Here is a 20,958-nt window from a genome sequence, read left to right as displayed (position 1 = left end):
GTTAGTTGCCATAACTCATCAGACGTTGGTAGCGGCGCTCCAGCAGGGCATCTATAGGCTCGCGGCTTAATTGCTCCACCTGTTCAACCAGGCGCTCCTGGAGTTTCCTGGCCATTTCATCGACATTGCGATGGGCACCGCCCAAGGGCTCGGGAATGGTTTCATCCACGATACCCAAGTCCTGCAGGACTTTAGAGGTTACCCCCATGGCTTGAGCCGCTTCAGGTGCCTTGGCGACCGTTTTCCAGATAATGTTGGCGCAGCCTTCCGGTGAAATAACAAAGTAGGTCGAATACTGCAGCATATTGAGGTGATCGCCCACCCCGATAGCCAGGGCACCGCCGGAAGAGCCTTCACCAATTACCGTACACACAATCGGGGTGCGCAGGCGGGACATCACCGCCAGATTCTGTGCGATGGATTCAGAAATCCCGCGCTCTTCAGAATCTATGCCCGGATAGGCGCCGGGAGTATCAATCAGGGTCAATACCGGTAGCTTGAACCGCTCCGCCATTTCCATCAGGCGCAGGGCTTTGCGATAACCTTCCGGGCGCGGCATGCCGAAATTACGCATGACCTTTTCGTGAACGCTACGCCCCTTCTCTTCCCCGATGACCATCACGGGCTTGCCATCCAGGCGCCCTACACCGCCGATAATCGCCTTGTCGTCCCCAAAATGGCGATCGCCATGGAGCTCATCAAACTCGGTGAAAACACGGGAGATGTAATCAGATGCATAGGGGCGCTGGGGATGGCGTGCCACCTTAACAATATCCCAGGCAGTCAACTTGCTGTAGATAGTCTCAGTCAGCTTGGTACTTTTTTCGCGCAACTTGGCGACTTCATCGGCAAGATTGACATCAGAGCTGTTACCAACAAGTTGGAGTTCTTCGATTTTGCCTTCCAGTTCGGCAATAGGCTGCTCAAAATCCAGATAATTCAGATTCATATCAGGCTCTTACTAGGGGTAGGACACTACCGGATGTCTTATGGTTGATGCGCTCCAACTCCCGAAAGCAGCAGTCTTGGACAAGACATAAACAGCCAGGCAGCAGCGGCACAATTGGGTGGCTACCTTACGCGAAAAGGGCGGCTTAGTCGATCTTTTCACTGCAATTCGAATAACTTATCCGGGTTTGTTAACTGAGGGAGAAAACAATATCCGAGATAAGCCTGTAAATGATCAGTGGAAATTTGTGTCAACAACAGCAAATAAACTATTAGATAAAGCAGATTGATAAAGGAAATATTAGTAAAAAACATCCACCGCAGACCTCTCATCAGCGGTATACAGAACTATCAAAAACCAAGGCATCTAATTGAACGGCGTACGCACCTGTACAGTAGATAATGGTTTATTGTGCGGAGAAAAATAAGCAACGTTATTATCGCGCAATGCTTGCAGGATCATGCGGCGGCTAATCAATCCCACCAATTTACCTTGCTCTATGACCGGATAATTTTTCGGTTTGTTACCCAGCATGGTTTCCGCAATTTCAAGAATACTGGTATCCGGTGTGACGGTGAGCACATCACTGCGCATAATGCTGCGAACCTGTGCAGAATCCTCCGCATAAAAGGCGCTATTGAGCATTTCCTTGATGCAATCCTGCTCGGATATAAAGCCGATAACTCGCATATGCTCATCAATAACCGGAAGTCCCGTCACATTCCATTTCAACAAATACTCAACCAGTTCACGCACACTGGCATTTGCTTTGACTGCCTGGACACTGGACTGCATATAGTCTTTCACCAGAATGGACGACATAAGGCACCTCTACATTATTAGCGTCAATCAGCGATTTCCATATTACAGTGTAGCCCTATGACGACAGCGATGTGCACAGGATTCATCGATTAGTGATTGGTTTTTAGATCGAGTTTATCTATCGCGAATTTTATTTAATGCAAATCTTTTTAAACAGCGACAGAATATCAATACACCAAATTCAGGCATTTATTGCCATAGAGGTCGCGCAAACGCTGGAGTAATTCATCTTCCGGGCGAATACGCCAGGCATCGCCCAGGCGCAACTGGGCACGGGCATCACTGCGTTGGTAGTCAATTACCAGGGCACAGCGCGCCTCCTGTTGCGGTGACTGGCGATAGGGGTCCAGCAGCTCGCCCAGTTCCCGCGCGAAATTGGCAGGCAGGGCTCCGGAATCCAGGTGCAGGTATAATTCGCGCGCTTTTTCCTGGCGCACATCAGCCAGCAAGCGCACAGTTTCAGCACTCATCTTCAGCATGCCGCTAAAATCGTCGTAACGTACCTGCCCACTAATGACCAGCAAGCCGTCTTTCAACAATAAATCGCGGGCATTATTGTAAGCTTCCGCAAACAAGGTGATGTCCATGCGACCGGTACGATCATCCAACGTCAGGATAGCCATATTGTCGCCGCGCTTGGTTTTCACAATCCGTTGCGAAATGATCAAACCGGCAATGGTCTGGTTACCTTTTTCCGGCTTCAGGTTGGCAATACGCGAGCTGACAAAATGACTCAACTCCGATTCATACTCATCGATAGGATGGCCGGTCAGATATAAACCCAGGGTTTCTTTTTCGGCATGCAAACGCTCCTTGATCGTCCAGGTGCGCACACGGCGGAAATCGGCGTACACATCGTTGGTGGATTCCTCTGACGCCATCACAGCACCGAACAAATCCATCATGCCGGCATTGCTGTTGGCCGTTGCCTGTTCAGCCGTTTTCACCGCCTCGGCCATCGCCGAGAACATCACCGCACGATCATGGTCAATATTGTATTCGGGCGTATCGTAGGTCGGCCCCAGGCTATCTGCAGCACCGGAGCGGATAATGGCTTCGAGTGCGCGCTTGTTCACTTTGCGCGCATCCACACGCGCACAAAAATCAAATAAATCCTTAAAGGGACCACCGTCATTGCGCGCCGCGATAATCGACTCTACCGGCCCTTCACCCAAACCTTTAATCGCGCCCAGACCGTAAATAATGCGCCCTGCATCATCAACGGTAAAATGAAACTCCCCGGAATTTACATCCGGCGGCAGGAGTTTCAATTTCATGGTGCGACACTCTTCGATAAAGGTCACCACCTTGTCGGTTTTATCCATATCCGACGACATGGTCGCCGCCATAAAGTGCGCCGGGTAATGTGCTTTTAGCCAGGCTGTTTGGTAGGAGACTATCGCATAGGCAGCCGAGTGGGATTTGTTAAAACCGTAACCGGCAAATTTTTCCACCAGGTCGAAGATCTTGATCGCCAGGTCGGGATCAACGCCCTGCTTTTTAGCGCCCTCTTCAAACACCGAGCGCTGTTTGGCCATTTCCTCCGGTTTCTTTTTACCCATAGCACGGCGCAGCATGTCCGCACCACCCAGGGTATAACCGGCCAGGACCTGGGCGATCTGCATTACCTGCTCCTGGTAGACGATAACGCCATAGGTAGGTTCAAGCACAGGTTTGAGCGAGGCATGCTGGAATTTTGCATCGGGATAAGCGACTTCGGCGCGACCGTGTTTGCGGTTGATAAAGTCATCCACCATGCCCGACTCCAATGGGCCGGGACGGAAAAGCGCTACCAGGGCGATCAAGTCTTCGATGTTATCCGGCTGTAAACGCTTGATCAGATCTTTCATACCGCGGGATTCCAACTGGAACACCGCGGTAGTTTCTGCGCGCTTTAACAGGCCAAAGGTTTTGGCATCATCGAGGGGAATAGCGTTAATATCCAGTGGCGACTCGCCGCGTTTACGCCGCTGCTTATCGATCATGATACGCGCCCAATCGATAATGGTGAGCGTGCGCAACCCGAGGAAGTCAAACTTCACCAGTCCCGCTTCTTCCACATCCCCCTTATCAAATTGGGTTACCAGGCCACTGCCGGTTTCGTCGCAAAACAACGGGGCAAAATCAGTGAGTTTAGTGGGTGCGATCACTACCCCCCCCGCATGCTTACCGACGTTGCGTGTCAACCCTTCCAATTGCACCGCCATTTCCCAGATTTCCTGCGCATCGCCATCCTGCGCCAGGAATTCCTTTAATTGCGGCTCCTCCTCCAACGCCTGGGCCAGCGTCATGCCCGGTGTGGGCGGGATCATTTTGGACAGTTTGTCGGCCAGACCGTAGGATTTACCTTGCACGCGCGCCACATCGCGCACCACCGCCTTGGCTGCCATGGTACCGAAGGTAATAATCTGGCTAACGGCATCGCGACCATAGTTTTCGGCAACGTAGGCAATCACCTTGTCGCGGTTGTCCATGCAGAAATCGATATCAAAGTCAGGCATGGAAACCCGCTCGGGGTTCAGGAAACGTTCGAACAGCAAATCGTATTGCAGGGGGTCGAGATCGGTAATTTTCAGCGCATAGGCCACCAGTGAGCCGGCACCGGAACCGCGCCCCGGTCCCACCGGAATATCATGGTCCTTAGCCCACTGGATAAAGTCCATCACAATCAGGAAGTAACCGGGAAACCCCATCTGGATAATAATATCCAACTCGAAGTTCAAGCGCTCTTCATAAACCTTGCGGCGCTCGGCGTAATCCGGCAGTGATTTATCCAGGATTTTTTCGAGGCGCCAATCAAGCCCTTCAAGTGAAATTTTGCGAAAAAACTCCGCTTCGGTTAGACCTTCCGGAACAGGATATTCGGGCAAAAAGTATTTACCCATTTGGATCGTGATGGTACAGCGCTTGGCAATTTCAACGCTGTTGGCAATCGCTTCGGGAATATCACTGAATAACTCAACCATCTCTTCGGCCGAGCGCAGATACTGCTGGTCGCTGTAACGTCGCTCACGGCGCGGATCATCCAGCGTGCGGCCTTCACCAATGCAAACACGGGCCTCGTGAACTTCAAACTCACTGGTTTTTAAAAAGCGAACGTCGTTGGTTGCCACCACCGGGCACTGCATCTGTGCGGCAAGGTCAACGGCTGCATGGAGATAGTTTTCGTCGTTTTCACGCCCGGTACGCTGCAACTCCAGGTAAAAACGATTCGGAAAGTCGCGCATCCAGCCCTGCAATAATTCCTGGGCTTGCGCCTGTCGCCCTCCGAGTAGCGCCATACCCACATCGCCAAACTTACCGCCGGACAGCGCTATGACACCTTCGCTGTATTCACTGATCCATTCGCGCTGTATATAGGCAATACCCTGCTGTTGCCCGGAACGCCACGCGCGTGAAATCAACTCAATAATATTTTTATAACCCTGATTATTCATCGCCAGCAAGGTAAGCAGCGTCGGTTTGCCATCTGTTTCATGGCTGGCCATCAGGAAATCACTGCCGGCAATGGGTTTGATACCCGTCCCCTGGGCGGCTTTATAAAATTTGATTAACCCATAAAAATTGGTTTGATCAGTAATCGCACAGGCGGGCATATTGAGTTCCGCTACGCGTTTGATCAGCGGTTTTATACGCACCAAACTATCGCTGAGCGAAAACTCGGTATGTAGGCGCAAATGAACAAAATTGGCGGCGGGCATAGGCGTTTATACGTCAATAATAGAAATTAAAGTAAATTCATCTGTTCCAAGCGGGCTTTTACAGGGGCATAAGAGCTGCGATGGATAGGCGACACCCCCAACCGCTCCAGTGCATCCAGATGCACCTTGGTTGGATACCCCTTGTGTCCCGCGAAGCCATAACCGGGGTAATAGCTATCCATTTCCACCATTTCCCGATCGCGCGTGACTTTGGCCAATATGGATGCAGCACTGATCGCCGCCACCCGGCTATCCCCTTTCACCACCGCTTCTGCGGAATAATGCCATTTGGGCAATTTATTCCCATCCACCAACACATGTTCCGGTTGTATCGCCAAGCCTTGTACAGCACGGGTCATTGCCAGCAAGCTGGCTTGCAGGATATTAAGGCGATCTATCTCTTCAACACTGGCGCGGGCGATACACCAGCTGAGTGCCTTTGCACGGATCTCATCAAATAGTTGCTCACGTTTCTTTTCCGTCAGTTTCTTGGAGTCATCCAGGCCGATGATCGATTGTCCAGGATCAAGAATAACTGCTGCCGCAACGACATCACCGGCCAAAGGGCCCCGTCCAACCTCATCGCAACCTGCCAGCAAATGGCCCTGATACACACTGATAAAAGGCTCAAACTGGCTCATGATGCCTCCGCGGGTTTAATCAAACGGGCAATAGCGTCAGCAGCGCGGGCGCTGGCATTACATTTTAATTCGCGATGCATATCGGCGAATGTCTGGCTAACAGCCATGGATTGCTCCGGATTCTCAAAATAATTCATCACTGCGGCACTCAGGGCCTCAGGTGTTGCCTTATCTTGCAATAACTCAGGCACCAGCATTTTCTGCGCCAGTAAATTGGGCAGGGACACAAAAGGTGTTTTCACCAGCCATGATAGAATCCGGTACGTCAAAGGCGCCATCTTATAGGCAACAACCATCGGTTTTTTCAGTAGCAGGGCTTCCAGGGTAACGGTACCTGAAGCAACTAACAGTACATCGGCAGCCGCCATAGCATCCTGCGAATGCCCATTTACCAGATGGATGGGAAAATCCACAAAATCATTAAGTTCAATATGCAACTGACGATAACGATCGGAATTTGCCGCAGGGACAACAAAATGCAGACTGGGGTCTTGTTCTATGCAAAACACGGCGGTACGGAAAAACAATTCCGCCATACGCTCTACTTCACTGCTGCGACTACCGGGCAAGAGTGCGACTATACGCCCCTGCCCCGGCAGCCCTAATAACTGGCGCGCAGCGGTTTTATCGACATTGTCGGGAATGGCATCTGCCAGATGATGGCCTACAAACTCTACCGGAACACCATGCTCTTCATAAAACCTGGCTTCAAATGGCAAGAGTGTCAACATCAAATCAACACTGCGTGCAATGTTGATAATGCGCTTTTGCCGCCAGGCCCACACCGAAGGGCTGACATAATGGACCGTCTTAATACCTTTTTCCTTAAGGGCCCCCTCCAGCGGAATGGTGAAATCGGGAGAGTCTATGCCAATAAATACGGAGGGCGGATTAGCAGTGAAATGCTCGCGTAAAAACTTGCGAATACGCAGCAGCTCGGGCAGGCGCTTCAGCGGTTCAATTAATCCCATCACCGCTAAACGGTCTTGTGGAAAATAGGAATGGAACCCCAGTTCCAGCATGCGCGGGCCACCGATGCCAGAGAACTCCGCATTGGGAAAATGACGGCGCAGTTCCGTCATCAAGGCAGCCCCCAGAATATCGCCTGACGCTTCGCCGACAACAATACCAATATGCAGGTGTCCAGACACCAGAGCCTCCGGAATTTATCAGTCGATTAATAACAGCGATACTGGCGGCTGCGCTGCCAGCGGGAACTTATCTTACGATACCGCGGGTAGATTGCTTCAAAGAATCCAGCAGAATTTGCAGAGGCGCACAACTCGCCACTAAAGATTCCAGCTCCTGCAAAGCTTCATCCAGGGTCAAACCGCGGCGATAAATAACTTTATAGGCACGTGTCAGCGTTGCAATATCTTCTTTACTAAACCCGCGCCGGCGCAATCCTTCCGCATTGATATTTTTAGCTTCTGCCGGGCTTCCATTGACCATCACATAAGCAGGTACATCCTTACCTATAGCACTGCCCATACCGGAGAAACTGTGCGCACCGATTTTGCAAAACTGGTGAACCAATGTGTATCCACTGAGGATCGCCCAATCATCAATATGCACATGCCCCGCCAGGGCCACGTTATTGACGAGGATACAATGGTTGCCAATGACACTGTCATGTCCCACATGCACATATGCCATCAGTAAGTTGTGATTGCCAATCGTTGTCTCATGACGATCCTGGATTGTACCGCGATGGATGGTTACCCCTTCGCGAATAATATTGTGATCGCCAATAACCAGCCGTGTTGGCTCACCCTTGTATTTCAGGTCGGGAGTATCCTCACCCACCGTAGAAAACTGGTATATGCGGTTATGTTTACCAATCCGTGTCGGCCCCTTGATTACCACATGAGAGGCAATCACCGTTCCTTCATCTATTTCCACATCGGGGCCTATATAAGTCCATGGCCCCACCTGCACATTGGGAGCAAGGCGGGCGCGAGGATCAATAATAGCGTGGGGATCGATCAAGATGAAAAACTCTCTGTCTTTGGAAGCAACAAACCTAACCGGTGAAACACGGTGGAGATGGGAATCGGAAACAGTTAAACCTTACGGTCTGCACACAAAATAGTTGCCGATGCCGCCAATACGCCATCAACGGTTGCTTTGCATTCAAATTTCCAAATGCCGCGCTTTTCAGAAATAACACGCGACTCAAGCTGCAGACGATCGCCGGGAACAACCTGGCGTTTGAAGCGCACATCGTCAACACCGGCAAACAGATAAATAGATCCGTCTTCCGGTTTCTTGCCCATGGTTTTAAACCCCAGAATGCCCGACGCCTGAGCCATAGCTTCTAGGATCATGACACCGGGAAATACCGGGTTTTGTGGAAAGTGCCCGTTAAATACTTCTTCATTAACGGTGATATTTTTGTACGCAATTATGGACTCACCTTCGACCAATTCCACCACACGATCTACCAGCAGAAACGGATAACGGTGTGGAAGATATTCGCGAATTTCGTTTACATCCATCATGGTCCAAGACCCCAAGCCAATGAATAAAAATAGTTTATTCGGCGCTTTGATCGCGCTCGATTTTAATCAGACGATTTGCCAGTCCGTCCAGTTGACGGAATCGCGCTGCGTTTTTCCGCCATTCCCGGGTCTGACTCATGGGGGTACCCGATGAGTAGGAACCCGGTTTATCAATTGAATGCGTTACCAGGGTCATCGCCGTGATATGAACACCGTCGGTGATGTGCAAATGCCCAACAATGCCAACCGCTCCTGCAATCGTACAGTTGGCACCGATTTGGGTACTGCCCGCGATTGCCGTATGCCCGGCGATTGCGGTGTTTTTGCCAATCCGGACATTATGAGCGATTTGCACCAGATTATCGATAATAACACCGTCTTCAATACGGGTATCATCCAGTGCACCGCGATCAATGCAGGTAGATGCACCTATCTCTACACGATTACCCACCACGACACTGCCAAGCTGGTGGATCTTAATCCAGCCCCCGGCTGAAGGCGCAAAACCAAAACCGTCTGCACCCAATACACAACCGGCATGGAGAATACAGTCATCCCCCAGGCTGACCCCCTGGTAAAGGGTGACATTGGCGGCAAGGCGAGTCCTGGCACCTATGTGACAATCATCGCCAATCACTGTGCCTGGCCCCAAGGCGGCACCATCGCCCAAACTGACATTGGCCCCAAGCACCACATGGGCTGCGATGGACACACCATGCCCCAGGTGGCAGCCATCACCTATCACTGCGGTGGGGTGTATGCCTGGCGAAAATTCAACACTGGGATCGAACAATGCCGATACGTGTGCATAGGCCTGGTAGGGATTTGCTACCAGTAGCTGATGACCGGAATAGTACTCGGAAAAATCCGGACGCAAGAGCAAAGCACCCGCCTGGGTGGTAGCCAGGTACTTTTGGTAGACAGGATTGGCGATAAAACCAAGCTGGTGAGCACTCGCTGATTGCAGGGTGGCAAGCGCCCTTATTTCGTAGTCCGGATCGCCCTTTAGTTCAGCATCCAGATAACGAGCCAGTTCGGCCAGGGAATAAGAGCGCTTCAAACCAATACCTGCTATCGATTATTTGGCTTTGTTAAGCAGTTCAGTAACTTTTGCAGTGATATTAGCTTCTGGCTTAACCGCAATAATGGCATTGGCATCAACGATCAATGCAATGTTCTCAGCTTCGATCAATTGCTTGATGACCACATCCAGCTTGGGAGCCAATTCCTGCATCACTTCCTGCACAACAGCCTGTTGTTCAGCTTGCAACTTTTTACCCTGGAACTGGTAGTCAGCACCCATACTTTGCATTTTCTTTTCAGATTCAGCGCGCTTTTCTTCGCTCCAGGTCATGCCATCTTTCTGGAAGGTTGCCTGAAGTGCCTTGATATCTGCCGCTAACCCCTCCAGCTTTGCCTTGGCTGCCGCGTACTCGGGATTCTTCTGCATTTTTTCAATCTTGGTTTTAGCCACAGCGGTCGCCATAACGGCACCGCGCGGGTCAAGCGCTACAACCTTGCCTTGGGCCCAGGCAAATACCGGCATCATAGTCAGCGCCAGTACTGCGAATACTTTTTTGTTATAAGCACAACACTACCCTCTATAAAAATTAACAGTGGTTATTAACTACACCAAAGCCCGGGGAGGCCGGGCTTTGTGTTTTCCTAGAATGTTTGTCCCAGGGAGAATTGGAATACTTCGCTACGATCATATTCATTTTCACGGATTGGCTCAGCGATACTGAATGTCATAGGACCAAACGCAGAAATCCAGGTTAGACCGAAACCGACCGAGACATTGAGACGTTCAGCGGCGATATCATAGCAGTTTAACTGGCCAGCACCGCAACTCGTATCAAAAACATTACCGGCATCCACAAAGAAAGTCGTCTGGAGTGAGCGCTGGTCCTTGATGAATGGCAGCGGGAACAGAACCTCGGCCCCCCCCTGGATAAGTACGTTACCGCCAAACGCACCACGGTTACGGCCAATGTAGGTATTGCCGGTGATTTCGGTCATCAATTTGCCCGGCTCACACACCTGGGCCGCATTACTACTGCCGGAACCAGGTGCATCCGGATCTTCACAGAGGACATAAGCCATGTCAGAAATCTCGTTCTGCTGGGCTATACCATCGACATTAATATCATCCCAGGTGGTCGCTGTGGTGACATAGGTGCGCTGCGGTGTACTGCGCGGACCAAGGGTATTGCGTTCGAAGCCCCTTACAGAACCAAAGCCACCGGCATAGTAATTCTCGAAAAAGGGGAGTTCGTTTAAATCACCATAGGCTGCCGCATACCCCAGGCGAGTATGTAAACGCAATGTCAGTGCACGAGTCAGCGGGACAAACAATTGGCCACTGTAATTAATTTTGTAATATTCAAGGTCACCGCCGGGTAGTGATACTTCCAGGGACAGGTTTTGCGATGCACCCCGGTTAGCCAATATACCGCGGTTGAGTGTGGACCTCAGCCAATAGACACTGAACTGTGCATCATTGAAAGTATCACCATACAGGTCGATAAAGCCTGGGGCATTAAGCATGTCTTCGGTAAATGCCTGCGACTCATAGGTACCGCTGGGGAAGTCATACCCCGCAGCATACTTCTCCAGCAATGTGTAGTTGTCACTTTGCGAGATATAACCAACGCTTTCATCCCATACGGGTGAGCGAATAATCTCCTGTGACGAATAACGGGTTGGCACAACCTCAAGGCTGCGCAGGCCGAAGTCAAATCCAATTCGCTGGATATCGGAAATAGGGTATCCGAAATTAACCTTGGCGCCATAGACGTTAGTACTGTATGGCGTAATGTTGTATTCACCATAATCACTGGATGTATAGTAAACACTGAATCCGCGACTCACCCCATCCGGCGTAAAATAAGGATCGTTGTAGTTAAAGTTGTAGGCAGTTTGATAACGGTTTTTACTGAAGCTGAAACCTACCTGCTTACCGGTACCAAACCAGTTGTTCTGCTGGATGCTGGCGGAGAACAGCAGCCCGGAATATTGGGCATAACCTATCTGCAACCCCATACTACCGGATGGCTGTTCCTCAACAGTATATTCAACATCGATTTGATCCGAGGTTCCGGGAACTTCTTTGTTTTCAACCTTGACTTCCTTAAAGAAGCCAAGGCGCTCAAGGCGAACCTTGGAATGCTCAATTTGTGCGGTAGAAGCTGATCCCCCTTCCATTTGACGCATCTCACGACGCAACACTTCATCAACGGTTTTGGTGTTGCCACGGAAATTGATACGGTTGACGTAAGCACGCTTGCCCGGATCGATAAAGAAGGTGATTTTTACCGTTTTTTCTTCGTCATTACGCTCTGGCATACCCTCCACTTTGGCAAAGGTATAACCTTCATTACCCAGGCGTTTGGTGATGTACTCTTCCGAAGTGGTCATCAGGATTTGCGAAAAGGTTTGTCCTTCGCGCATTAAAATCATGGCGCGGATAATTCGCTCATCGATCGCTGGATCGCCAGCCAGATCAACACCGCTGATTTTGTAGATATCGCCTTCGGTGATATTTACAGTGATAAATATTTTGGACTTATCCGGGCTTAACGATATCTGTGATGAATCAATTTTAAATTTCAGGTAGCCTCGATCCAGATACCAGGATTCCAGACGCTCCAGGTCCCCCTTAAGCTTTTCGCGATTGTACTTGTCGTTACCATTAAGCCAGGACCACATACCGGTCGATTTCAACTCGAACAAATCCACCAGTTCTTCATCACTGTATGCCTGGTTGCCGACAATATTGATTTGCTTGATGCGCGAGGGACTGCCTTCGTCAATTTTCACCAGGACTTTAACCTGATTGCGCGGCATCTCCTCAATTTCTATTTTAACGCTGGCACCATAACGCCCCTGGTTCACATACTCGCGCTGGAGTGCCTGGGTGATCCCCTCAAGGGTGGCGCGCTGGAAAATCTGTCCTTCAGACAAATTATTGTCCTTCAGGCTGTCCATCAGGTTTTCCGTTTTAATCGCCTTGTTACCTTCCAGCTCAATCTTGTTGATGGCGGGGCGCTCCTTGATCACCAACACCAATACATCGCCATCACGCTTTACAGCGACGTCGGAAAAGTAACCAACCTTGAACAACTCGCGGGTAGCACTTTGAATATCGGATTGGGTGATGGTGTCGCCGACCCGGATCGGCAGGGCGCTAAAGACAGTCCCTGCAGAAACCCGTTGCAGGCCCTCAACGCGAATGTCGCTAACCCGAAAACTTTGAGCCTGAGCAGCAACCGATAAAAAAAACGCCAGCAGGCAGCAAAAAAAACGCATCAAAACTCGCATCATATATTCTGTTCTAATCATCAATGAAGGTTGGTCTCAGCTCAAACAGGCAGGTGTTTTATCCCAACTGCGTAATATCGTTATAGAGCGCCAGCAGGGTAAGGCTGATGACTACAAAGAGCCCAAGCTGATACCCCAGCATCTGAACCCTTTCGGACACCGGTTTTCCCTTAATTACTTCAATGAAGTAATAAAATAAATGGCCGCCATCCAAAACCGGTATGGGCAATAAATTGAACACGGCCAGGAATACGCTTAATAATGCCAGGAAGCCAACAAATGTCTTGAGGCCGGACTCAGCTGAAGAGCCCGCCACCTTAGCAATGGTGATGGGGCCACTCAAGTTTTTCGTGGAGATTTCTCCCAGTATCAGCTTTTTGATGGACAGCAGTACAAACCCTGCGGTGTCCCAGGTTTTGCTCACCCCGGCGATAAATGCACCGCCAACCCCATATTCATACTGGCGGATTAACTCATCCGGCATGGTATAGGGCTGAACTCCCATACCTACACGTCCAATCTTCTTACCCCTTTCGTCTACTGAGCCGGGAATAAGGCTGATAGCCAAGGGCTCACCCGCACGCAGAACCTGCACTTGCAATGGTACCCCGGGATGCAGGCGTACATAGCTTACCCACGCCTGCCAATCGTCAATCACCTGGCCATCAACGGACTGAATAGAGTCACCAGCTTGAAAACCCGCCAACTGGGCAGGGCTGTCCGACAAAACCTCGCCCACTATAGGCGGTATTTTTGGCAAGTAAAGCGTAATCCCCAACCCGGCCACCGGATCGGGGGCAGTAGCGCCTTTTAACCAATCCTGCAGCTGGGTTTCGGAGTCATACTGAAAATGGGAGTCGCGATAAGCCACACGAAAGCTGATGGGGCCGGTCTCCCCGAGTCTGGCCAGTAATACCTGGTTTAACGCCTGCCAGGTCGGTGTCGGCTTACCGTCAATAGCGAGGATCTCCTGCCCTGTTTCCAGGCCAGCGGCGGCAGCAACAGAACCGGGCTCAACAGAATCAATGACCGGGATCATATCCTTGTAACCGGGAACCAGCAGCACCCAAAACAGCAACACCGCCAGAATAATGTTGGCGATGGGCCCTGCGGCCACTATGGCAATGCGCTGCCAGACATTTTTTTGGTTAAAGGTTAAATGTCGCTCTTCCGGGGCAACCGGTGCCTCACGCTCATCGAGCATTTTGACGTAACCGCCAAGAGGCAGGGCCGCAAAAGCATACTCTGTCCCCTGGCTGTCATAACGACGCCAGAGAACCCGCCCAAAACCGATAGAAAATCGAAGTACTTTGACACCACAGCGGCGCGCCACATAAAAATGCCCGAACTCATGTACCGTCACCAGCACCAACAAGGCAACCAGAAAGGAAGCCAGGGTCTGAATAAAGGAAAGAAGACTCTCTAGTGACATTAACTCACCTCAACAGGCATAGGCGATTACCAACGGGCCAACAGCTGCATAGCCACGGCTCTGGCTTCAGCATCGGCGGCTTGGACAAGCTCAAGGGTTTCCGGTTCGCTAAAGGGAATCGCGTCCATAACGGAAGAGATCAGGCGTGGAATCTGATCAAACCCCAATCGACGCTCCAGGAACGCCGCAACCGCTATTTCATTAGCGGCATTTAACAGGACAGGTGCATTCCCTCCGCTAACCACCGCCTCCTGCGCCAAACGCAAGCACGGGAAGCGCTGCACATCCGGAGCAGAAAAATCCAGGCGTGCGGTCATGATCAAATCCAGGCTCGCTACGCCGGATTCAATACGCTCGGGCCATGCCAGGGCATGGGCAATGGGCGTGCGCATATCCGGATTACCCAACTGGGCCAATACCGAGCCATCAATGTATTCCACCATGGAATGGATAACACTCTGCGGGTGGATAACCACCTCAACCTGGCGCGGGGACGTATTAAACAGCCAACAGGCTTCAATCAGCTCAAGCCCTTTATTCATCATGCTGGCAGAATCAACCGAGATCTTTTGCCCCATCGACCAATTAGGATGGGCACAGGCCTGCTCCGGAGTCACCCGGGCTAATTCGTGTATCGGGGTATTACGGAAGGGGCCGCCGGAAGCCGTCAACAGGATTTTACGGACCCCACTGGATATCAATCCCTGCTGTAAATAATCGGGGCGGTGATTGGGTAAGCACTGGAAGATTGCATTGTGCTCACTATCGATAGGCAGCAATTGCGCCCCGTGTTCGGCAACAGCCTGGGTAAATAACCCACCCGCCATCACCAGCACTTCCTTATTCGCCAACAGCACCTTTTTGCCAGCCTTAACGGCCGCCAGGGTTGGCAACAGACCAGCGGCGCCCACAATGGCGGCCATAACCATATCCACTTCAGACGCCCCGGCAACCGACGCCAGGGCGTCGGCACCATAGAGTACCTCTGTCAAACACCCCTGCTTGCGCAATTCCTGTTCCAGCAGGCCGGCAGAATCCGCATCGCGAATCACCGCATAACGCGGTTGATGTTCCAGGCATTGGGTCGCCAGGAGTTGCCAGCGCCGCTCTGCAGTCAAGGCATAGACCTGGTAGCGCTCGGGATGGCGCGAGATCACATCCAGGGTACTAACTCCAATGGAGCCAGTAGCGCCTAAAACCGTGATGGATTCCGGTCTGCCCATAAAAACCTCTAGGCCACCATGCCCGAGGCAAGCAGTGCGAGTGCAAATACCGGGGCGCCGGCCGTGATGCCATCAATACGGTCCAGGATACCGCCATGGCCGGGAAGGATATTGCCGCTGTCTTTCAATCCGGCATGGCGTTTCACCATACTCTCCAGCAAATCCCCCAGGACCGATACCAGGCTGGTCGGCACTATGACAACCAGCAATAGCAGCCACTGCCAGGATGATACCAATGCTAATACCAGGACCAACAATAGGTTAGCCACCAGCCCTCCTGCAAATCCCTCCCAGGTTTTTCCCGGACTGACATGAGGCGCAAGCTTGTGTTTGCCAAACCGACGACCAGCGAAATAACCACCGCTATCTGCCAGGGCAACCACCAGAATCAACAGCAATACCAGCCAGGCGCCATAGTCTTGCTGGCGCAGATATACCAAAGCAACCCAGGCAGGCAACAATACGGGGATTCCCATCAGCAGGCGCACCCAGGGGTTGCCCCACAGGATGGCGCTACTTGGGTAGCCCTGCACCAGTAGCAGGGCCAGGGCCCACCACACACATCCCGCCACCAGCAAATCGCGGATTGAGGTTTCATCGAGGGTCGGACGGGCTTCGCCACTAAAACCGAAATAGGTCGCCGCCGCCAGCATTAACCCCAGCAATACCACAGCATAAAGGCACCGCTGCCATATGGCCTGGAAACCGGACATGGATGACCATTCCCAGGCACCGATTAATAACACGGCGCCAATAAAAAACGAAAAGTAACCCGCTGGCAGCACAAACAGACTGGCCAGGAAAATGATTGCCAGTACCAAGGCAGTAATCAGGCGCTGCTTAAGCATCTACGGCCCCCACAGAAGTATCAGCCGCCAGGATTTGATCTCCCGTCATCCCAAAACGGCGCTGGCGACTGTAGAAACTTTCTGCGGCCCGCTTAAGTTCACTGCCATCGAAGTCCGGCCACAATTTATCGCTGAAATAAAGCTCTGCATAGGCGGCCTGCCAGAGGAGGAAATTGCTGATACGCAATTCCCCTCCGGTGCGAATCAACAAATCCAGGGGCGGGAGATCAGCAAGGCTGGTCAGGGAGTCCAGCTTGTGTTCATCAATTTCATCTACCGACAACTCACCTCTGGCTACCTGCCCTGCCAAGTGTTGTGCCGCCTGGGCAATATCCCAGCGGCCACCGTAATCGGCAGCAATCACCAGGGTGGTTGAGCCGCCCCGGGTTACCGCTTCCGCACTGGCAATGGCCTGCTGGATAGAGGGAGAAAAACGGCTGCGATTACCGATAACACGCAAGGCGACGTCCTTCTTTTTTAGCGCCTTGGCTTCGTTCTTGAGGTACAACTGGAACAGTGACATCAAGGCGTCCACCTCTTTGGGGGGGCGCCGCCAATTTTCACTGCTGAAGGCAAATACCGTGAGTACTTCAACCTCAAGCTCCTGGCAGGCCGCCATGACATCGCGAATGCGTTCAACACCAACCTTGTGACCGGATACACCCGGCATACCCCGCTGCTTGGCCCAGCGGTTGTTGCCATCCATGATGATGGCCACATGACGAAGCTTGTTATGGGTCACGCATGTCTCCCGGCAGCGAATGAGGTCAGGGATAGAAAGCCTGTTGTGATTGTTATCGGCTGGTCACAGGTAAGGTCTGTGAATCAGGAGCCCGGACATCATGTCCGGGCAACGGAGGTTAGATTGCCATCAAGTCGGTTTCTTTGGCAGACAAGGCCTTGTCTACCTCGGCAATGAACTTGTCAGTGATTTTCTGGATATCGTCCTGGGCACGGCGCTCGTCGTCTTCACTGATCGCCTTGTCTTTCAGCAGGGCTTTGACATCTGCCAGCACATCGCGGCGCACATTGCGCACCGCCACCCGGGCATTTTCCGCTTCTGCCCTGGCTTGTTTGATGAAATTCTTGCGCGTTTCCTCGGTCAGCATCGGCAGGGGAATGCGAATCAAACCGTTATTGGTAGAGGGATTCAAGCCCAGGTCAGACTTCATGATCGCCTTTTCAATATCGGGCACCAGGTTGCGCTCCCAAGGGCTCACCGACAGGGTACGGGCATCTTCCACATTAATATTGGCTACCTGGCTTAAGGGAGTTTCGGTGCCGTAGTAGTTGACGCGAACACCGTCCAGCAAGCTCGGGTGAGCGCGGCCGGTACGGATTTATTTAAAGTTGGTACCCAAGGCTTCAATCGCCTTTTTCATGCGGTGCTCTGCGTCTTTCTTGATGTCATTAATCATTACTTTTTTTCCTCTTCGATCAGTGTGCCCTCATCACCGCCCACCACAATGTTGAGCAGGGCACCGGTTTTGTTCATGCGGAATACGCGCACAGGCATATCATGGTCGCGGCACAGGCAAATGGCCGTCAGATCCATCACCCCCAGTTTTTTGTCGAGCACCTCATCATAGGACAGGCGATCATACTTGGTAGCCGTCGGATCTTTTTTGGGGTCGGCAGTATACACACCATCGACCTTGGTGGCCTTGAGGACGATATCAGCCTCAACCTCAATGCCGCGCAAACAGGCGGCAGAATCTGTGGTAAAGAAGGGATTACCCGTGCCGGCAGAGAAAATCACCACCTCACCACTGCTCAAAAAGCGAATAGCGCGGCGACGATCATAGTGTTCAACAATACCGCTCATGGGAATCGCCGACATCACCCGGGAAGATATATTGGAGCGCTCCAGGGCATCGCGCATGGCCAGGGCATTCATTACGGTTGCCAACATGCCCATATGGTCGCCGGTCACACGATCCAGTCCTGCCGCACTCAGTGCTGCGCCGCGAAAAAGGTTACCGCCACCGATAACCAGGCCCACCTGTACGCCTATACCGACTAACTGACCGATTTCCAATGCCATCTTGTCGAGGACTTTCGGATCTATACCGAAACCCTCTGTGCCCATCAGCTCCTCGCCGCTTAACTTCAACAGAATGCGTTTGTACTTCTTATCTCGTGGGCCAGACATATTTCCTCTCCAAACAAAAGGTTAGGCGCGTGACGCCGCGTAAGCCAGGGCGCAAAAAATCGGTGCAGTGTAGCAGAAATCGGAAAGGAGGGGATGACAGAAAAGCCCGGTGGGTGATCTGGTTACGCCAGATCACCCAGGATCAGATGCGCAAACTCATGCCCCTTGAAGGCATCTTCCAGTGAGCCGCCCTGCCCAGCTAACTGGCTGAGTCCCGGGCCAAACAACTCCAACAGATAGCTGATCAGCCAGGCAGTCTGGATTACCAAAGGGACATTGAGCTGCTGCCCGGGGAGCAGCATGAGGGTATGCCGGAAATACAAAATCCCCTGATGCTCCAGGAGACCAAATCCATTGATAGGGCTAAACCGGTTAATACTGGCCAGGGCGCGGCGCAATTCAGGTTTACCCTCATGGGTGACACCCGCAATAGCGACAAAACATTGCAGCAGGGATAAGCCGGCCAACTGGGACTCCATAGCGGGAAGGAACGACAGCTCCAGTTGCAACCCGCCTTGCGGATGCCCCTCCATTGCCAGGGCTACCAACAGGGTTGCAGGCCCGTCCGCTGTTTCCGGAACCAGGCGACTTGCAAAGGACTCTCCCTCCAGGGCTTGTGCAAAATGCGCTAATTGCGCGCCATAATCGGTTGTTACTGCCATTGGGATAATCCTGCTCTATTATCAGCACCACGTTTATCACTACCGCTTATCGCAGCTTAGAAATCCAGCCCTTTCGCAATTGCCTTGGCGCGCTGCTGCTCATCATCTCCCCCTGACAGAAGCCTGTCGAACGCACTGGCTTTACGTGCTTCCTTTACACCGAGATAATTGACAATTTGAGCGGACTCATTTGGCTCATCATCCGAATACCTCCTGCCTTCACTTTGCGCAAGGTGCGTGGCAATTTGCCCCCTGACATTTTCATTCCTGCGCATCGATTCTGTTTTAAAGTAATCGCCAAATCCCTGCCGGGGAACCTGGTCGGGAACCACAATATGGTTTCCGGCCAGCATGCCGCGATAATTCCCATCCTCTTTCAGTTTTTTGCCCATCTGGTGTTTTTTGTAGGCCTTGTAGGCAGCCAATCCCAGTCCAACCACAGCAGCGCCACCCAACAGGCCCCAGCCGATAGGATTCGACAGTCCCGCCGCCAAGAGCACAGCGCCACCCGCTACCCCCAGGGCACCACCGAAGGCTTTGCCATAATTGGCTTTGGCCTTGGTCCATTGGTTATCACTGGCATATTTGGCAATACCATGCTGACTGTTGCCATAATCATTTTGCATGGCAGCCAATTTATTACTCCGGTAATGGGCCAGACCTCCGGTTGCCAATCCGGTAATCACATCCGCACCGCTCTTGGCAATCGCGGCCGGCGCAATAACAGAGCTTGCCGCCCCAGCCACACTGGACAGCCCACCAACATTTGGCAACAGCCCGGAAACGGTACCCAGGCCACTGGCACCAGACTGGGCTGCACTGGCCAGGGAACCTGCCACCCCAACCCCTTTTATAGCCTTATCACCTCGTTGCTCTTTTGAGGTGGCTATGTCATGAATGCCTATGCCCGCATTGATCAGCGAACCAACAACACCGACTCCCTCACCCGACGCCTTGGTAACCGCGCCGCCAAATCCAAGCTTGTCATCGCCCAGCAGATTCCCCAGGGTAACGGCCTGCCCACCGACAAAAGAACCCGCACCGCCCACACTATCGACTTTTTCAAGCAGGGTTCGACTCGTGGGTGTATCGGCAGCATCGCGCACACGCGCCCTATGGGCATGGAGCCGCCCGACATTACTTAATCCTTCATGATCCACATGCTGGCCATGTCTGCGCAGCTGGTCTGCTGCCCGCTCATCCTCGTGTATCGAATCAGTAATCTGTGCCAAACGCCTGTCCTGGGGCGAAAGATCTTTATAAGGATCTTCCTTTTTCTTGCCCCACGGCAGCCAGGACGGCCATTCCCAGCCGCCCATTTGTACAACCGGGGATGACGATCCGGTAGCTGCAGCCTTTTTCATTTGCAGGGATGAACCGGACACCATTTTTGCCTGCAGGGACTGCAATCCACGGTTATGGAGGCTGGCGCCCATACCGGCCTGGGCGGCCTTGAGTTGTGATATTAATGGGCGGGCATCGTCGAAGCTGGCTTGCGGTTGGGTCGATAATGGAGTGGATTGCTGATGAGGTAGATGTTGTCCGGATGATTCTGCGGGGGCGTGCGCTTGGGTTTGCATATTGCTAAATCCTTTCGACCATCTAACAGGTTAAGAGGCGATAAAGCGCGCCGCGGGTGGTATCGCAGAGTATAGCCAGAATAAAAAAGCCCTGCATTCTGCAATACAGGGCTTTTTTATCTCACCG

At 52.1% G+C, this 20,958-nt stretch carries 17 protein-coding genes and 1 pseudogene; all 18 read right to left on the bottom strand.

Annotation, left to right across the window (positions count from 1 at the left end):
• Position 1: 1 nt before the first annotated feature.
• Positions 2-949: an acetyl-CoA carboxylase carboxyltransferase subunit alpha gene (locus CJA_RS05540; protein WP_012486777.1), complete on the bottom strand. Its 948-nt coding sequence runs from the start codon at positions 947-949 to the stop codon at positions 2-4.
• A gap of 366 nt (positions 950-1,315) precedes the next feature.
• Positions 1,316-1,771 carry a CBS domain-containing protein gene (locus CJA_RS05535; RefSeq protein ID WP_012486776.1) on the bottom strand — a complete coding sequence of 152 codons (456 nt, stop codon included), beginning with the start codon at positions 1,769-1,771 and terminating at the stop codon, positions 1,316-1,318.
• Positions 1,772-1,938: 167 nt separating this feature from the next.
• Positions 1,939-5,472 carry a DNA polymerase III subunit alpha gene (gene dnaE / locus CJA_RS05530; protein WP_012486775.1) on the bottom strand — a complete coding sequence of 1,178 codons (3,534 nt, stop codon included), beginning with the start codon at positions 5,470-5,472 and terminating at the stop codon, positions 1,939-1,941.
• Positions 5,473-5,498: 26 nt separating this feature from the next.
• A complete protein-coding gene (gene rnhB / locus CJA_RS05525) occupies positions 5,499-6,113 on the bottom strand; it encodes a ribonuclease HII (protein WP_012486774.1) in 615 nt (204 codons plus the stop codon).
• Positions 6,110-7,264, bottom strand: a complete 1,155-nt coding sequence (gene lpxB, locus CJA_RS05520; protein WP_012486773.1) for a lipid-A-disaccharide synthase — start codon at positions 7,262-7,264, stop codon at positions 6,110-6,112. The genes rnhB and lpxB overlap by 4 nt, the downstream gene beginning before the upstream one ends.
• Before the next feature lie 67 nt (positions 7,265-7,331).
• Positions 7,332-8,102, bottom strand: a complete 771-nt coding sequence (gene lpxA / locus CJA_RS05515) for an acyl-ACP--UDP-N-acetylglucosamine O-acyltransferase (RefSeq protein ID WP_012486772.1) — start codon at positions 8,100-8,102, stop codon at positions 7,332-7,334.
• A 74-nt stretch (positions 8,103-8,176) separates the two neighbouring features.
• Entirely contained in the window at positions 8,177-8,614 is a 438-nt protein-coding gene (fabZ, locus tag CJA_RS05510) for a 3-hydroxyacyl-ACP dehydratase FabZ (RefSeq protein WP_012486771.1), read from the bottom strand.
• A 34-nt stretch (positions 8,615-8,648) separates the two neighbouring features.
• Positions 8,649-9,674, bottom strand: a complete 1,026-nt coding sequence (lpxD, locus tag CJA_RS05505; RefSeq protein WP_012486770.1) for a UDP-3-O-(3-hydroxymyristoyl)glucosamine N-acyltransferase — start codon at positions 9,672-9,674, stop codon at positions 8,649-8,651.
• A gap of 18 nt (positions 9,675-9,692) precedes the next feature.
• Positions 9,693-10,163: an OmpH/Skp family outer membrane protein gene (locus tag CJA_RS05500; protein WP_012486769.1), complete on the bottom strand. Its 471-nt coding sequence runs from the start codon at positions 10,161-10,163 to the stop codon at positions 9,693-9,695.
• Between the two features lie 116 nt (positions 10,164-10,279).
• Positions 10,280-12,922 (bottom strand): outer membrane protein assembly factor BamA, encoded by a 2,643-nt coding sequence (bamA, locus tag CJA_RS05495; protein WP_012486768.1) that lies wholly within the window; start codon positions 12,920-12,922, stop codon positions 10,280-10,282.
• 70 nt (positions 12,923-12,992) lie between these two features.
• Positions 12,993-14,366 (bottom strand): sigma E protease regulator RseP, encoded by a 1,374-nt coding sequence (gene rseP / locus CJA_RS05490; RefSeq protein ID WP_012486767.1) that lies wholly within the window; start codon positions 14,364-14,366, stop codon positions 12,993-12,995.
• A gap of 26 nt (positions 14,367-14,392) precedes the next feature.
• The gene (ispC, locus tag CJA_RS05485; protein WP_012486766.1) at positions 14,393-15,589 is read right to left on the bottom strand and encodes a 1-deoxy-D-xylulose-5-phosphate reductoisomerase; all 1,197 of its coding nucleotides are present in this window, start codon (positions 15,587-15,589) and stop codon (positions 14,393-14,395) included.
• An 8-nt stretch (positions 15,590-15,597) separates the two neighbouring features.
• Positions 15,598-16,437, bottom strand: coding sequence for a phosphatidate cytidylyltransferase (locus CJA_RS05480; protein WP_012486765.1), 840 nt, complete (start codon positions 16,435-16,437; stop codon positions 15,598-15,600).
• Positions 16,430-17,179 (bottom strand): polyprenyl diphosphate synthase, encoded by a 750-nt coding sequence (gene uppS, locus CJA_RS05475; RefSeq protein WP_012486764.1) that lies wholly within the window; start codon positions 17,177-17,179, stop codon positions 16,430-16,432. The genes CJA_RS05480 and uppS overlap by 8 nt, the downstream gene beginning before the upstream one ends.
• Positions 17,180-17,297: 118 nt before the next feature.
• Positions 17,298-17,855: pseudogene (gene frr, locus CJA_RS05470) on the bottom strand (ribosome recycling factor).
• Positions 17,855-18,589, bottom strand: a complete 735-nt coding sequence (gene pyrH, locus CJA_RS05465) for a UMP kinase (RefSeq protein WP_012486762.1) — start codon at positions 18,587-18,589, stop codon at positions 17,855-17,857. The pseudogene frr and the gene pyrH overlap by 1 nt, the downstream one beginning before the upstream one ends.
• A 122-nt stretch (positions 18,590-18,711) precedes the next feature.
• Positions 18,712-19,251, bottom strand: a complete 540-nt coding sequence (locus CJA_RS05460; RefSeq protein ID WP_012486761.1) for a type III secretion system chaperone family protein — start codon at positions 19,249-19,251, stop codon at positions 18,712-18,714.
• A 56-nt stretch (positions 19,252-19,307) separates the two neighbouring features.
• Positions 19,308-20,831: a hypothetical protein gene (locus tag CJA_RS05455; protein WP_012486760.1), complete on the bottom strand. Its 1,524-nt coding sequence runs from the start codon at positions 20,829-20,831 to the stop codon at positions 19,308-19,310.
• Positions 20,832-20,958: the final 127 nt, after the last annotated feature.

Source organism: Cellvibrio japonicus Ueda107 (assembly GCF_000019225.1).
GTDB classification, from domain to species: Bacteria; Pseudomonadota; Gammaproteobacteria; order Pseudomonadales; family Cellvibrionaceae; genus Cellvibrio; species Cellvibrio japonicus.
This window is presented reverse-complemented; position numbering and strand designations above follow the sequence as displayed.